The following is a 15,371-nucleotide window of genomic DNA, read 5'->3' as shown; positions in this document are numbered from 1 at the left end:
GGACGCCCACCCAGCCTGTGATCGGCGGATCTGCGCAGCGCGTCCAAATCCGCTAGAATCGGCCGGCAATAACGCCCGATAATGAGAATGGGGACCTGAATGAAGCTGGTTTTTCCCAACGGTGAAAGTGAGCAGGTCGAGCTGAAGCCCGGCGAAAACGTGGTGGGTTCAGACGACGATTGCCAGGTGGTGCTGAAGCAAGAGGGCATTGCTGGCCACCACGCCCAGATCACGGTGGCCGACGGTTCAGCGATGATCGGGGTGCGTGACGCCACGAACATCACCCGGGTCAACGGCACGCTGGTTGCCGCGCGAACGCCCATCAAAGCCGGTGACGCGCTGCTGTTTGGCAGCATCCAGTGTCAGGTTGTCGGGGCTGAAGGGCAGCAGGCCGCCCCACCGCCGCCGGAGCCCGAGCCGGTGCGTAAGCCGAAGAACGAAGCGAGCCAGACCGTGATGCGGGCGGCCATACCCAAATACCTGCTGCGCGGTGTATCAGGCTCCACCTTTGGCAAGAACTATCCGCTGCATGCCGACCAGGTGATCGGCCGCCACTCCGACTGCGACATCTGCCTGCCTAACGACGAAGTTTCCCGTCGACACGCCAAGATTCTGGTCACACCCACCGGGCTGTTTGTCGAAGACCTCGATTCGTCGAACGGTACGTTCGTCAACGGCGAGCGGGTCACCAAAGCGGAGCTCAAAACCGGCGATGAGCTGAAGCTCGATATGGTCCGGCTGCTCGTTCAGATGCCTGGCGTGGACGCGGCCAAACCAAAGAACACCGGCGAGACCGCGGCCGTTCCGGAAGAGCCGGCCAAGTCGTCCTCAGCCCGCTGGGCGATCATTACGGTGCTGGTGATCGCCGCCGCCGTGCTGGGACTCAAGCTCAGCGGGATGATCTAGGGTTTGCGAGACTTTAGCGGCATCGAAGGCTGACAGTTTGCCCCTCGCGGTAGTCGCGCTCGGACAGCTCGCCGTCACACCAGTAGGCCAGGTATAGCGACTTCGGCGTTCCCCGCGCGGGGTCGCCGCATAGGTCGTTGCCAACGGGCACGTCGCAGCGCTCCATGCCGTCACACGAGTAGGCGAGGGTGGGCGCCGCGTCACAAATCCGATCACGGGCCCCGTACTCGGCCACCGCAATGTAGAGCGCGCCGCGCTGGGCGTTGGGCGGTGGCTCCTGCAGCAGGTCAACTGGCACCGGGTCTTCCACTACTTCAACCACCTCGGCAACGCTAGCCGTTCGGCAGTAGATGCGCGCTACCTCACCCTCGTACACCGTGATGGAGCGGCGGCCGTCGCCGCAGTCGTAGCCCACAAACAGCTCTTTGCGGACGTTGGCGTAGGGGTTGCCGCAGAGCCGGTCGTCCGCCGTGACCTCACAGCTCTCCCGCCGATCGCAGCTCCGCGAGACGGCATCCAGCGCGCGGCAGATGCGTTCGTCCTGACCATAAACGGCGTCTAAAATCCGGATCCGTTCACCGCTATCGGAGCGGCGCAGCAGCTTGCTGTTGTCCTGCGCAACGGCCTGGGTGATGCCCAGGATCAAGGCGAGAAGCGCGGCTCCAGCTGCGCTCATCCATCCGCGTGGTTGATGATTCATCGGTTGTCTCCCTCTTGTTGTTTTTTGTTGCGCTCGCATCAACCGGATCAGTAGCCGGCCGCGTGCCCGTCTTTGCGCGATTCGGAAGCGCCCCGGTACACGCCGGTGTCCGGATCTCTGGCGATCGCCTGGTAGCCCCCAAAGATGCCGGCCTCAAACCGAACGTCGTGGCCGCGGCGCTTCAGGCCGCGGATGACGGCGTTGCCGAAACCGGTTTCCACGTTCACCACCCCCGACCCGCGGCGCAGCTCGCCAGTGGGCTGCGACGAACCTCGATGACGAACCCGCGGCGCGTCACCGGCCTCCTGCAGATTCATGTCGAAATCGATCAGGTTCATGACAATTTGCGCGTGGCCCTGCGGCTGCATCGCCCCGCCCATCAGGCCAAAGCTGACCCAGGGTTTGCCGTCGCGCGTGATAAACGCCGGGATGATGGTATGAAACGGCCGCTTGCCGGGTGCGTAGGCGTTGGGGTGCTCCGGATCGAGGCTGAAGAGCTCGCCGCGGTCCTGCAGGATAAAGCCCAGCCCGGGCGGGGTCATGCCCGACCCCATGTCTCGGTAGTTGCTCTGGATCAGCGACACCATATTGCCGTGTCGATCGGCGGTGGTCAGGTAGATGGTGTCGCCTGCCTCCAGCACCGGATTGCCGGCCCGGTAGCGGTCGCCGGCTTCGCTGGCTTTGATCAACTCGCGCCGATCGCCCGCATAGTCTTTGGACAGCAACCCCTTCACTGGGACCGACGAGAACGCCGGGTCGGCATAGAACCGCGCCCGGTCCTCGAAGGCCAGCTTTTTGGCCTCGATGAAGTAATGCAGATGATCCACCGAGCCGAACCCGAAAGACCGGATATCAAAGCCCTCCAGAATATTCAGGATCTGCAGCGCGGCGATTCCCTGGCCGCTGGGCGGTAGCTCCCAGACGTCATAGCCGCGATAGCTGGTGGAGAGTGGGGTCTCCCAGGTGCTGCGGTGATCGGCGAGGTCGGCTTCCGACAGAAAGCCGCCCTGTTCCTGGACGTAGTCGGCCATGGTCTTCGCGACCTGGCCTTCATAAAACCCGTTGCGACCCTCGCGCGCGATGATCTCCAGCGTTTTCGCCAGATGTGGATTGCGCCAGACCTCGCCCGTCTGGGGTGCTTTGCCATCGATGGTGAACTGTTCGACGAAGCCGGGATACGCGTCCAGCAGCGGGACCGACTGGGCCCAGCTTCGGGCGATCACCTCGCTCACCGGAAAGCCTTCGCGGGCGTAGCGGATTGCCGGGGCCAGCAGCTCTGGCATCGGGCGTGTTCCGAAGCGCTCATGGAGCATAAACCAGCCGTCCACCGCGCCGGGAACGGAAACGGGCAGCGGCCCGCGCGACGGGATGGAGCGGTAGTTGTTGTCGAGCAACCACTTGAGCGTCAGGCCTTTAGGGGAGCGACCGCTGGCGTTCAGGCCGATCAGCTCTTTGGACTCAGCGTCCCAGACGAGCGCAAACAGGTCCCCGCCGATGCCGTTACCGGTGGGTTCCACCAGTCCCATCAAAGCGTTGGCGGCAATGGCTGCGTCCACCGCGTTGCCGCCGGCTTTCAGCACGTCGAGCGCCACCTGGGTCGCCAGGGGCTGCGAGGTGGCGGCCATGCCGTTCAAAGCCAGCACCTCGGAACGGGTCGCAAAACGAGAGCCGGAAACGCGGTCAGCGCTCTCCACGTGGCCCCCGGGCAGCAGGCTGGTCAGCAGCGCCAGCGAAAGAATCCAGGCGCTGAACGGTGAGCGGGTCCTGGAACGGTTCCAGGGTTGAGAGAACGAATCGTGGGAGGGCAAGGTCGAGACCCGGGTGGCCTTTCATGGAGCGCTAGCATAATGCATCCCCCCGTGGCGGTCATGGCGATCGCGGCCCTTTACCTATCGCCAGATACTCCCAGAAGGGAAGGGCGGTGCTAAAATGGGGCTTTTGCCAGGAGCTCAAGATCATGAAACAGGCGGTTCGTGTTGCCATCACCGGGGCAGCGGGTCAGATTGGCTATCAGCTGTGTTTTCGCATTGCCGCCGGCGACATGCTCGGCCCCGATCAGCCGGTGATTTTGCAGCTGCTGGAGATCCCGCCGGCGCTGGACGCGCTGAACGGCGTGGTCATGGAGCTCAACGACTGCGCGTTCCCGCTGCTCGAGGGTGTGGTTGCCACCGCGGAGGCGGGTGAGGCTTTTGCCGGTGCCGACTTTGCGCTGCTGGTGGGCGCCAAGCCGCGCGGCCCCGGCATGGAGCGGTCGGATCTGCTGGCTGAAAACGGCAAAATCTTCGGGCCGCAGGGTGCGGCGCTCAACGCAGGCGCCAGCCGCGACGTACGAGTGCTGGTCGTCGGCAACCCCGCCAACACCAACGCGCTCATCGCCCGCGCCGCCGCGCCGGATCTCAACCCGCGCAACTTCCACGCCATGACCCGCCTCGACCACAACCGAGCGCTGGCACAGCTGGCGGAAAAGACCGGCACGCATCACGGCAAGATCCACCGCATGACCATCTGGGGCAACCACTCGGCGACCCAGTATCCGGACATTAGCGATACGACGGTGGACGGGCAGGCGGCAGCCGGCATGGTGGACCAGGATTGGTATCGGGATACTTTCATTCCGGTAGTGCAGCAGCGCGGTGCGGCGATCATCAAAGCCCGCGGCGCCTCGAGCGCGGCGTCAGCCGCTTCAGCAGCGATCGACCATTTGCGCAGCTGGGCTCTGGGTACGCCGGAAGGTGACTGGGTGTCGATGGCGGTGCCGGCGGACGGCAGCTACGGCATCGAAGAGGGCATCATCTACTCCTATCCTTGCGTCTGCCGCGACGGCGACTTCGAGATTGTGCAGGGGCTGGAGATCGACGAGTTCAGCCGCTCCCGGATGGACGCCACTGAAGCTGAGCTGCGCGAAGAGCGTGAAGCGGTGGCCGGCCTGCTGTGATGTCTGCGACGGACTGTCCCGACGTCGGATCGCGTAACGCATGACGCCCGCTGCTGTTCAGGTGGCGCTGGAGAACATCGACACGGCGCTCAAAACCCGTGGCTTTGCCAGCGCCATGGCGCAGATGCAGGACCTTCAGGCCGCGGCGTCGGAGGAGTATTCGATCCAGTTTGCCGCGGCGCAGCTGGCCCTGCGGATCGAACAGCCGGCCTGGGCTCGGGATACCCTGCAGGCGCTTGCGCAACTGCCGCCTCCCACCTGGCAGGCCGGCGTGGCGGTGGTGGACATGCTGCGGGCCAGCGCTCTGCCGGCGGAGGCCCGCTCGCTGCTCAGTTCGCTCCGCGCCGCCAACCCCGATGAACCGCTGCTCACCGCGCGGGAGGCCGACCTGGCGCTCGCGATCGGGGAGCTGGCTCAGGCCCGGGAGCTTTACCTCAAAGCTCAAGCCGCGGAGCCGCGCCTCAGCTCGGTGTATCTGTTTTTCTCTCGCGACCCGGAGGCTGACCCGGCGCACTGGCTCGAGGTGATGGCGCAGGACTTTGGCGAGCTGACAAAGGTTCAGCATGCCAATCTCAAGGTGGCGCAGGCCCGCTGTCTCGATCAGCTCGGCCGCCATGACGAGGCGTTTACCGCCTTTGAGCAGGCTCGTGAGCTGCTGCGCGATCCGGGGCAGTCTCGGGCCCTGACGCGCCAGATTGAGATGGCGCCCGACTACGTGGCCAGCTTTACGCCCGAGCGGATGGCCGAGCTACGTGAGCGGGAACACGCCAGCTCGGCACCGATTTTTGTGGTCGGCATGCCGCGCAGCGGTTCAACGCTGCTGGCGCAGGTGCTGGACGCTCACCCCGAGGTGCATTCGGTTGGGGAACGCCGAATTCTGAGCAACCTGGTGAGCGCCCGTCTGGCGGCCGCCCAGGTGGCGAGTGCTGCGGATGGCGCTACCACGAACCCGGCGGTCACGACGCTGGACGCGTTCGATCTGGCGCCCGATACGCTCAAAAAGACGGCCGAAGATTACCTTCGCCGCGCGCACGAACTGGGGGTACCCGGGTCGCTGCGCGTGGTCGACAAAATGCCGTTCAACTTCTCGCTGGTTGGGCCCGCGTGCGCGCTGTTTCCCAACGGCCACGTGATCCACACGCAGCGCGACCCGCAGGACACGGCGTGGTCGATGTTCACCGCGGCGTTTTCCCTGCCTAACCTGCTGCTCAACCTGCACGACATCGGGCGACTGCATGCGCTGCACGATTACCTGATGGGGCAGTGGCAGGAACGCTGTGGTCCGTCGGCAATCGTGCCCGTCCGCTACGAAGCGCTGACCGCGGATTTCGACGTTGTTGCGCGTCAGCTGCTCGAAGCCGTTGGGCTTGAGTGGTCGGATGAGTGCGCCCGCTTTTTTGAGCGGCGCAACGAAGTGCTCACTAGCAGCGACCTGCAGGTCCGCCAGCCGATCCATCAAGGTTCAGTAGGACGGTCTGCGCCCTACGCCGAGCGGCTCCAGCCGTTTCGCGACGCCTACCAGCAGACGCTGACGCAGCTTTCGCTGCAGAGCTGACCTGGGCTGACGGAGGCTGGTCCATCCGGCCAGCCTTGCGGGCGCTGAGGAGCCTGCGTCGGGGCAACGTTATACTGGTCGTGGAAGGGGATCCTAGGAGGCCACGTGGCGGTCACCGGCGAATTTGTCAAAGCGGCGGCGCAGGTCAAACCGTTCGACCAGAAGCTGGCGCTGGCGTATTACCTGCTGGCGATCATCACCTTAAGCTTCTACGGCACCCGCGTGTGCCCGTTTGTGGAGTCGCTCAACCCGCTGGTGGTGCTGGCGACCTTTGGCGTGGCGTTTGCCAGCGTGCTGGCGCTGAAGCTGCTGCTCGAGGAAAAGCTGATGCGGCCGGACGACCCGTTCGGCCGATCGGTCCTGCAGTTCTTGATCGACCTGGCGCTGTTCACCGTCGCCGGGATTGCCATCGCGCTATACAACCATTTCTGGTTTGGCTTCCCGCTGGAGTCGGGTTTCAAGGTGCTGATCGGCTGCTTTGCGTTCGGCATCTTTGCTGGCCTGGATAACGGCCTTCGGCGGGAGCGGCGAACGCCGCCGCCGCCGGCATCAGCGGGCGTAGAGCAGCGCATCTTCCCCATCACCCGTCGCCTGGTGGTGATCTTCTTTGGCATCGCGATTTTCACCGGACTGGTCACGGCGCTGGTGCTGATCAAGGATATCGACTTCATCATCGACAACGTCGATCGCGAGTCGCACGCCTTTCTCCGCCGTGCCGTGTTTATCGACATTGGTTTTATCCTGCTGACGGTGCTGGCGCTGTCGCTCCGCCTGATGTGGTCGTACGGCAATAACCTTCGCTACATGCTGAGCCTGCAGATTGCCGGTTTGAGCGACGTGTCGCGCGGACGGCTGGACACGGTGGTGCCGGTGGTGACGCGCGATGAGTTTAGCCTGATCGCGCGCAAGACCAACCAGATGATTGGCACCCTCAAACGGGCGAGCGAAGAGCAGGCGGAGCTGTTCCGGGTGTCGCTGGCGCTGGCCACCGAGCTGCAGCTCGGCCAGCTGCTCACCATGATCGTGGCGACCACCCGGTCGTTTGTCGGCGCTGACCGCGTCAGCCTGTTTTTGCACGACGCGCGCACCGACGAGCTGTGGTCGAAGGTCGCGGAAGGCGAAGCTCAGGAGCTACGGTTTCCGGCGGACGAAGGTATTGCCGGGCAGGTGTTTCGTTCCGGTCAAAGCCTGACGGTCGACGACCCGTATGAGCACCCGAAGTTTAATCGGCGGTTTGACGAGGTGACGGGCTACGTCACCCGGAACATTCTGTGTGTGCCGATCACCAGCCGGGCGGGTGACACCATCGGCGTTATTCAGGCGATCAACAAGCTGGACGGGCGGTTCACCCGGGATGACGCCAGCCGGCTGCGGGCTTTTGCGGCGCAGGCGTCGGTGGCGCTGGTGAATGCACAGCTGTTTGCCGACCTGAACCGGATGAAGAACTACAACGAGTCCATCCTGCGTAGCCTCACCAACGGGGTGATCACGCTGGACGGTGATGGCGTGGTGGTGAAAGTCAACGAGGCGGCGCAGCGCCTGCTGGCAACGTCGGACGAACTCCTGGGCCAATCGCTGGACGCGGTGCTGAGCGCCGAGAATCAGTGGCTGGAGGCGATTGTGGCCGGTGGCGCGGAGCTTTATCTGCCGGATCAGGAGATCGTGCTGGACGACGGCAAGCGTCACTCCGTGAACCTCGCACGGGTGCCGCTGGCGGACCTGGAGGACCACACCATTGGATCGATGCTGGTGCTGGAGGATCTTTCCGAGGAGAAGCGGGTGCGCGCCACGCTGTCGCGCTACGTGCCGCATACGGTGGCTGACCGCCTGCTGTCGGACCACGGAGCGAGTCTCGGCGGCACGCAGCAGAAGGTGACGGTACTGTTTTCCGACATCCGGGGATTCACCTCGATGTCGGAGCGCATCGGGGCTCGCCAGACCGTCGCCATGCTCAACGAGTACTTTGCCGAGATGGCTGAGGCCATCAGCGAGCAGGGCGGGGTGATCGACAAATACATCGGCGACGCGGTGATGGCGGCGTTCGGCGTTCCGTTTCCCGGGCCGACCGACGCGGACGGTTCGGTCAAGGCGGCGCTGGACATGCTGCACAGGCTGGAGGCTCTGAACCAGCGCCGGGTGGACCGCGGCCACCACGCCATCGATATCGGCATCGGGCTGAACACCGGTGAGGTGGTGGTCGGCAACATCGGATCCGCTCGGCGGATGGACTACACCGTGATCGGCGACACGGTAAACCTCGCGGCCCGGATTGAAAGCGCCAGCAAACAGTACCGAGCACGGCTCATGATCTCCGAGCTGACGCTGGGTGCGCTGACCGGAAGCTATCCGATCCGGCAGATCGACCGCGTGGCGGTCAGGGGCAAAGATCAGCCGGTGGGCCTCTACCAGGTGCTGGACTCCCCGGCCCTGGCGGAAGAGCGTCACCTGCGGCGCTTCGACCGCGCCCTGTCTTGGTATCTGGAGGGAGAATTCCAGCTCGCCGTGACGGGTTTTTCACAGCTTTCCGAGCAAGATCCCACCGCTGAAATGCTCGCGAGCCGCTGCGAAAGCCTGGTCGTTCGGCCGCCTCAGGGTGGCTGGCCTGGCCATTGGGTGATGGGGTAGGCTGCGCGCGCTTCAGCGGTTCATCGCGGGGACTTTTTTTCGTAGGCCATAGGTCATGCTTTCTGCTGGAAAATCAGCGCTCTGCAGACCCTTTGAGCAACGATTGCACATTCTTCCGCGCGTTTTAACAAATCGATAACATTTCTTCGTAAAATGGCGGCGTTCAACCTCGGTTGAGCTGGACCGGAACCAATAACAAAACCTATCTCCGGTTTCGCCCCAGGCGTCACGGGCAACCCAAACTGACCTGTTTTCAGAGACGAGGCACACCATGAGACTCTATAAATCGCTGCTTATCGCTGCGGCCGCATTCCTGTTGGCAGCCCCAGCCTACGCACAGTTCTCGACATCCAGCATCGCGGGTGTTGTTACCGACGAAACCGGCGCTCCCGTGGCTAACGCTGAGGTGCTGGTGGTTCACGAGCCGACCGGCACCGCCAAAACTGCGGTGACCCAGGAAAGCGGACGCTATCGAGCTAGGGGTCTGCGGGTGGGCGGTCCTTACACCGTCACCGTAACCAAAGAAGGTTTCCAGGGCGATCAGTTTGGTGAGGTTTATATCAACCTCTCGGACGAGTATGCGCTGAACGCCCAGCTGCAGAGCGGCTCGGCCCAGCTCGGCACGCTGGAGGTGGTCGGTGACATCGCGACCGCCGGTCAGTTTGGCCCGGATATGAAGGGCACGATGACCACCATCACCCGCGACCAGATCGAAAACTATCCGACGATCTCGCGCTCCCTGAACGACTTTGCCCGTCTCGACCCACGCGTTGTGGTGGTCGACAAGGCCCGACAGGAGCTTTCGGTCGCCGGCCAAAACAATCGATACAACAACCTGACTATCGACAACGTGCCCGCCAACGACGAGTTTGGCCTGAACCCCAGCGGCCTGCCGGCCCGGAACCAGGTGATCTCCATCGAGACCATCGAAGAATTTCAGATCAACATCTCGCCCTACGACGTCGCACAGTCCAACTTCAACGGCGCGAGCATCAACGCTGTGACCAAGAGCGGCACCAACGAGTTTTCCGGCAGTGTTTACTACCTGTTCCGCGACGATAGCCTGATCGGCGAAAACGAAAACGGACAGGATTTCCCGACGTTTGAAGAAGACGTTTACGGCTTCACCGTCGGTGGCCCGATCATCAAAGACAAGCTGTTCTTCTTCGTCGGCTACGAAGGATTTGATCGCACCGAGCCAGGCCCGGGTGTTGGCCTGCTGGGCAGCAACGCCTCAACCATTTTTGAGCTCGACCAGTCGGAGATCGAGCGGATCGCGAACATCGCGCAGAGCCAGTACGGTCTGGATGTTGGGACCTTCGAAGATCCGAGCGATCTTGCTGACGAAGACGAGAACATCATCGTGAAGTTTGACTGGAATGTGAACGACAGCAATCGCCTCCAGCTGACGTACACGGAAAACACGGGTGAAGAGGTCATCATCCCCGATCGGAACGTGAGTGAGTTTTCACTGGGCAGCTATTGGTACACCAGCGCGATTGAACGTGATGCGACAAACCTGATCTGGTACTCCGACTGGACGCCCAACCTGACGACCGAGGTCAACTTTTCGACCAGCAGCTATCTGAGCACGCCGATTACGCGCTCTCGCGCACCTCAGACGTTGGTCATGACCGAAGCCGGTGACGTGCTGTTCGGCACGGAGCGGTTCCGTCATGCCAACCGCCTGGACACTGACGTTACGACGTTTTACGCGGCTGGCGAATACATCTGGGGCGACCACAACATCAAGTTCGGGTTCGATTACAAGGAAACCGACATTGCGAACACGTTTGTGTTCGGGAGCCTTGGCAGCTATGAGTTCGACAGCATCGAAGACTTCGAAGCCGGGATTCCCAGCGACTACGAATACCGGATCGGCAGCAACCCCGCTGACCCGTTTCCCGCGGCCGACTGGGCGCTGGAGAACACCGGTTTCTTCATCCAAGACACCTGGGAGGTTTCCTACGATTTCTCCCTAACTTACGGCATTCGAATCGATATCCCGAGCGTGGACGACTCGCCGTTGTTCAACCAGCTGTTCACCGACACGTTCGGGTTCCGAAACGACGCCACGATCGATGGCAACGAGATTATTCAGCCGCGCGTGGGTTTCAATTGGGACATCAGCCAGGGTGAGTACTCGTCGCAGCTACGCGGTGGCGTAGGCCTCTTCGCTGGCTCCAGCGCCGGTGTATGGCTATCCAATCCATTCACCAACCCGGGCGGCAACCTTAACGTCTTCGGTTTGGACGACACGATTCGCTACTCCGCTGACCCGGACAACCAGCCGCTGCCAGCGGGTGGCGCGGACGCGGCTCAGCAGGACGTGGACGTGATTGACCCCAACCTGGAGCAGCCAACAATCTGGCGCGCCAACCTCGCCTACGATCGCGAGCTGCCCTGGGGTATTCAGGGTACCGCCGAGCTGGTCCATAGTGAGGTGGAAAACGCGATCCAGTATCGTCATCTGAATCTTGGGGCGCCCAACGCAACTGCCGCGACGCCCAACGGCTTGCTCCCGGACGGCCGCAACAACTATTGGTGTGACCCGACAGCAGCCAGTGGATTCCGCTGCAACGCTGATGCCGCGTTCAACGATGTTCTTCTCTTGGAAAACACCAGCGAGGGCTCATCAACCAACTTCACGCTGGATTTCAGCAAGCGCTTCAACGACAACTGGACCGTCAGGCTGGGCAAAACCTGGAGCCGCTCGGACGCCGTTAATCCGGGTACCTCCAGCCGCGCGATTTCCAACTGGAATAACCGCGCGACGTTCAACCCGAACGAAGAGCAGGAAACTACCGCCAACTACGAGATCCAGAGCCGCACCGTGGCCAGCATCGAGTTCCGCGACAACCTGTTTGGTGATCTGGAAACCTCCGTCACCGCATTCTACGAGCGCCGTTCGGGCCGTCCGTTCAGCTTCACCTTTGACAATGACGCCAACGGCGATCGTATCTTCGACAATGACCTGCTGTTTGTGCCGGCTGGCCCAGGCGATGTCGAGTTCACCGACCCGGCCGAAGAGGCCGAGTTCTTCGCGCTGGTTGACGCCACGCCTTGCCTGAGCGAGTTTCGCGGAACGGTTGTGACCCGCAACCACTGCCGCAGCGAGTCGGTTGGTTCTCTGGATATCAGCATCCGCCAGGAGCTGCCGTTCTTCGACTGGGGTGGCAGCGAGATCTACATCAACATCCTGAACTTCGGCAACCTCATTAACGATGAGTGGGGCCGGATCGACCAAGTGCCTTTCGAATACGTGGCCGAGGCTGTTGACTTCGAAGGCCTGACGGCCGACGGTCGCTACATCTATGACCTGCGGCGCACCGAGTTCAACCGTCGCCAGGATGGCATTGGCCAATCCCGCTGGCAGGTGCAGCTGGGTCTGCGTGTGACCTTCTAAGTTCACTTAAGTAAGTCCTTTAAAAAAGCCGGCCCGGGCATTGATCCGGGCCGGCTTTTTGCTTTATGAACGATCGTTGCAATCAGTTGTGACAGCCCCTCCCAGTCGATACACTCCTTTCCCGTAATGTTTAGTAGACAGAAAAAAGTGCCAACGTCTCGCTGGCGCGGCCTGTTGGCTGCGATGCTGGTGTGCCCATCGAGTGCGCTGTGGGCGGTCGGCTTCGGCGAGCTCGACGTGAACTCGTACCTGAATCAGCCGTTTGACGCGACGATCGAACTCCTGAGCACCGACGACGTTCGAAATCTGTCGGTGGAGCTGGCCGGGCCTACTCGCTACCAGCGGATGGACATCAACCCGCCAAGAAACTTGAGTGACTACACCGCCACGCTATCGCTCGTGGGCGGCAGAAACGTGGTGCGCCTGAGCTCCAAGCTACCCGTTACTGACCTCGTGATCGACCTAGTACTGATCATGAATGCCGACGATAGCGAAAGCATGCGGCACTACCCGGTGATCATCGACTTCGCACCGCAGATTGACGGCGTGGTGACAACGCCGGTGCCGACGCCGAGCGCACCCGAGCCGCGCGAGATTGCCGAGCCGGTCAGCACGCCAACGTCGCGTCGCGTGGCGGCGGTGAGTTCCGGCAATAACTATGGCCCGGTTCAGAGTGGCCAGACGCTTTCCCAGATTGTGTCGGACATTGCGGGGGATCAGCCTCTGAATGGCTTTCAATACATGCAGGCGATTGTCGACTTGAACCCCGACGCGTTCATCGGCGGCGATATGAACCGGATGCGCGCTGGCGTCAGCCTGACGTTGCCGGAGATGGCCGGCTTTAGCCCGCGCGTGTCGGCGCCCGCGCCGAGGCCGGCCGCACCGGCCCCCGAACGCATGGCCGAGGCGCCGGCCGCCGTCGTGACGCCTGAAGCGCCTCCGCAGCCGGCAACCCCGTCGCGGCAGAGCGCCCCCGACGAAGACTCTCGCCTGGAGCTGGTCGGCACGCCCACCAGCGGCGAGATCCTGAATTCGCTGAATAACTGGCTTGACGAAGATGACACGGAGCTCGGCCTGCGGGCCCAGGAGGCACGCCGCGACCTGGCTTACGCCACCGCCGAAATCGAGACTTACCGGAAAGAAAACGACGTCCTGAAAAACCGCGTCGGTGAGCTGGAAGGGCGAATTGAGACGCTCCGGAAACTCATCGCATTGCGAGCTGCGGAAGGGCAGGATCTTGAGGTGGCGGCTGCTGAGCAGGAGCTCGGAGCAGCGGCGCAAGATGCTGCCGAAGAAGCAGCGACCGAACCCACCAGCATGGCGGTGGCGCCGACTGCGCAGGCGACACCAGATCCCACGCCCAGCCCCATGGCCGTGGAGTCGGAACTCGCCAACGCTACCAACACGCCGGAAGCCGCCCAGCGCACGTCAGGCCTCGGCTGGTGGCCATGGGTGCTCGGCGTCCTGCTGCTGCTGGTGCTGACGTTTATCGTCTGGTATCGCGGTCGCCGCGAAGACCAGCAGCGCGCGCAGCGCACGGCAGATCTGGTGCACCGCATCCAGCAGGCGGGCAAACGCAATACCGGTGAGCTCGACATCGCCGAGTAGGGCGATCGGGCGTTGTCCTTTCCTTTTCGAGCGATTTCCTTCTTTTGAGGCGACGCGGGTCGGGAGCCTAAGCTCTGTCGTGCGCCGTTCGCCTCTGCGATAATCGCTCGTCCACGCAAAGAGCCCCACCTATGTCGAACCAACTCAGCGATACCGTCAACATCACGCCCACCCGTGGCATGGACGTTCTATCCCAGCAGGAGGTGGCGCGGCTGCGTCAGGCCGGACACGGTGGGCTCCACGATCTGTTCCGGCGCTGCTGCCTGGCTATTCTGAACAGCGGGCACGACCAGGATGACGCCCAGGAGCTGATGAAGGCCTTCGAGGACTTCCAGATCCAGGTGCTACAGCAGGACCGGGGGATCAAGCTCCAGCTCACCAACGCCCCCTCGGAGGCGTTCGTGGATGGGCGGCTGATTGAGGGTATCCGCGAGATGCTGTTCGACGTGCTGCGCGACATTGTGTTTGTGAACAGTCAGGTGGCGGCAGATGAGTTCGATTTTGACAGCACCGACGGCGTGACCAACGCCGTATTTTCGATCCTGCGGCATGCCGGAGTGTTCATCCCCGGTGAGGATCCCAGCATGGTCGTGTGCTGGGGTGGGCACAGCATCTCTCGCAACGAGTACGACTACACCAAGAAGGTGGGGTATCACCTTGGCCTGCGGGGCCTGGAGATTTGCACCGGCTGTGGCCCGGGCGCCATGAAAGGACCAATGAAGGGTGCGTCGGTGGCTCACCGTAAGCAGCGCACCTACCCGGCGCGGTATGTCGGCATCTCGGAGCCGGGCATTATTGCCGCCGAGGCGCCGAACCCGATCGTGAACCAGCTGGTGATCATGCCGGACATCGAAAAGCGGCTGGAGGCGTTTGTGCGTTTTGGCCACGGCATCATCGTGTTTCCGGGCGGGGTGGGCACCTGCGAGGAGATCCTCTATTTGCTCGGCCTGCTGCTCGACCCGGTGAACAGCCACGCACCGTTTCCGCTGGTGTTCACCGGCCCGGCGGAAAGCAAAGCCTACTTCGAGCAGATCGACGATTTTATTGCCGCCACCCTCGGGGCCGAGGCGCAGCGCAAGTACGAGATTTTTGTCGATGACCCGGAAGGTGTGGCACGCCGCATGATGTCCGGGATGGCGGAGGTTCGGGAACACCGCCGCAACACCAAAGACGCTTTTTTCTACAACTGGGGTCTCCGGATTCCGGAGGCGTTCCAGGTGCCGTTCGACCCCACGCACGAAAACATGCTGAACCTGCCGCTACATCGCGATCAGCCGGCGCACGACCTGGCCGCCAATCTACGCCGCGCCTTTTCCGGCATTGTCGCCGGCAACGTCAAAGAGAACGGTCTGCGTGCGATCCAGGAACACGGTAAGTTCCAGATGCGCGGCGAGCCTGAGATCATGGACCGCCTCGATCGACTGCTGGCATCTTTCGTCGAGCAGCAGCGCATGAAGCTGCCGGGCACGAAGTACGAGCCCTGCTACGAGCTCGTCACCGGCTAAGGCACCGGCGATGCTGCCTTCGCGATAGAGGCGGCGTCATTCGATTCGTTAACGAACGTGCATTGGTCATGTTTCCACAACGATGGACAGGGCATAATTCCAACCTCTAGAGACCGAAGGGTAATCTCCCG

Annotated in this window: 9 protein-coding genes; 7 read left to right on the top strand and 2 right to left on the bottom strand. The window is 62.7% G+C overall.

Annotation, left to right across the window (positions count from 1 at the left end):
- The first annotated feature begins 99 nt into the window (after positions 1 to 99).
- Positions 100 to 906: an FHA domain-containing protein gene (locus tag AAF358_19185; protein MEM7707685.1), complete on the top strand. Its 807-nt coding sequence runs from the start codon at positions 100 to 102 to the stop codon at positions 904 to 906.
- A gap of 13 nt (positions 907 to 919) precedes the next feature.
- Here AAF358_19185 and AAF358_19180 read toward each other — a convergent pair whose 3' ends face one another.
- A complete protein-coding gene (locus AAF358_19180; protein ID MEM7707684.1) occupies positions 920 to 1,606 on the bottom strand; it encodes a hypothetical protein in 687 nt (228 codons plus the stop codon).
- 47 nt (positions 1,607 to 1,653) lie between these two features.
- Positions 1,654 to 3,345 carry a gamma-glutamyltransferase gene (gene ggt / locus AAF358_19175; GenBank protein MEM7707683.1) on the bottom strand — a complete coding sequence of 564 codons (1,692 nt, stop codon included), beginning with the start codon at positions 3,343 to 3,345 and terminating at the stop codon, positions 1,654 to 1,656.
- 218 nt (positions 3,346 to 3,563) lie between these two features.
- Here ggt and AAF358_19170 point away from each other — a divergent pair, with 218 nt between their 5' ends.
- The 6 genes from AAF358_19170 (at position 3,564) to ppnN (ending at position 15,240) form a co-directional block, all read left to right on the top strand.
- The gene (locus tag AAF358_19170) at positions 3,564 to 4,541 is read left to right on the top strand and encodes a malate dehydrogenase (GenBank protein ID MEM7707682.1); all 978 of its coding nucleotides are present in this window, start codon (positions 3,564 to 3,566) and stop codon (positions 4,539 to 4,541) included.
- Positions 4,542 to 4,581: 40 nt separating this feature from the next.
- Positions 4,582 to 6,096 (top strand): sulfotransferase, encoded by a 1,515-nt coding sequence (locus AAF358_19165; GenBank protein ID MEM7707681.1) that lies wholly within the window; start codon positions 4,582 to 4,584, stop codon positions 6,094 to 6,096.
- Between the two features lie 105 nt (positions 6,097 to 6,201).
- Positions 6,202 to 8,721: an adenylate/guanylate cyclase domain-containing protein gene (locus AAF358_19160; GenBank protein MEM7707680.1), complete on the top strand. Its 2,520-nt coding sequence runs from the start codon at positions 6,202 to 6,204 to the stop codon at positions 8,719 to 8,721.
- A gap of 271 nt (positions 8,722 to 8,992) precedes the next feature.
- The gene (locus AAF358_19155) at positions 8,993 to 12,127 is read left to right on the top strand and encodes a carboxypeptidase regulatory-like domain-containing protein (GenBank protein MEM7707679.1); all 3,135 of its coding nucleotides are present in this window, start codon (positions 8,993 to 8,995) and stop codon (positions 12,125 to 12,127) included.
- Positions 12,128 to 12,274: 147 nt separating this feature from the next.
- On the top strand, positions 12,275 to 13,735 hold the full coding sequence (locus tag AAF358_19150) for a hypothetical protein (protein MEM7707678.1): 1,461 nt from the start codon (positions 12,275 to 12,277) through the stop codon (positions 13,733 to 13,735).
- A gap of 131 nt (positions 13,736 to 13,866) precedes the next feature.
- Positions 13,867 to 15,240 carry a nucleotide 5'-monophosphate nucleosidase PpnN gene (gene ppnN, locus AAF358_19145; protein MEM7707677.1) on the top strand — a complete coding sequence of 458 codons (1,374 nt, stop codon included), beginning with the start codon at positions 13,867 to 13,869 and terminating at the stop codon, positions 15,238 to 15,240.
- Positions 15,241 to 15,371: the final 131 nt, after the last annotated feature.

Source organism: Pseudomonadota bacterium (assembly GCA_039033415.1).
Taxonomy (GTDB): Bacteria; Pseudomonadota; Gammaproteobacteria; order Xanthomonadales; family SZUA-38; genus JANQOZ01.
Note: the sequence above shows the minus strand (reverse complement) of the source record. Positions and strands in the feature narration are given on the sequence as shown.